Annotated in this window: 1 protein-coding gene; it reads right to left on the bottom strand. The window is 70.1% G+C overall.

What is annotated here, in order from left to right; all coding sequences use genetic code 11:
* On the bottom strand, window positions 1–422 hold a 422-nt coding region (locus FK530_RS25355; protein WP_205124283.1), incomplete at its 3' end, for an FGGY-family carbohydrate kinase.
* Window positions 423–535: the final 113 nt, after the last annotated feature.

Raw genomic sequence — 535 nt, 5'->3', positions numbered from 1 at the left:
GTCATGAGCTGGGTGCGCATGAACGCCTGGAGTGTCAGGGGAGCCCCGGGGTTGCGCAGGGACAGGGGCCTCCCGTGCTCCAGGCCGACTATCGGCTCGCCGGAGAGGAAGTTGAACGCCATCAGGCCGCCCCCGTCCGCCGGGCCCTGCAACGCCTGGGCGTAGAGCAGGTCATAGAGCGCATGACGTGGCAGATCCACCCCGGCCGCCGTGGCGAACTCGGAGAACACCCCGACCCACTGGTCCCACTCCGAGGCTCCGTTGTTGGAATGCACCATGGCCACGGGAAACCCCTCGGGCGTGGCGACCAGGTCCAGCTCGGGATGCACCCGGCCCAGGGAGCGTTCCAGGACGACCATGGCGAAGACGGAGGTCCCTGCGGAGACGTTGCCCGTGCGCGGTTCGACTGCCCGCGTGGCCACCATGCCCGTGCCTGCGTCCCCCTCGGGGGGACACATGGGAACGCCCGCCCCGAACACACCGGTGGGGTCCAGGAGGCGAGCTCCCTCCTCGCTCAGACTGCCCGCATCCTGCC

It is taken from the genome of Tsukamurella conjunctivitidis, from assembly GCF_007858475.1.
Lineage (GTDB): Bacteria > Actinomycetota > Actinomycetes > Mycobacteriales > Mycobacteriaceae > Tsukamurella > Tsukamurella conjunctivitidis.
Note: the sequence above shows the minus strand (reverse complement) of the source record. Positions and strands in the feature narration are given on the sequence as shown.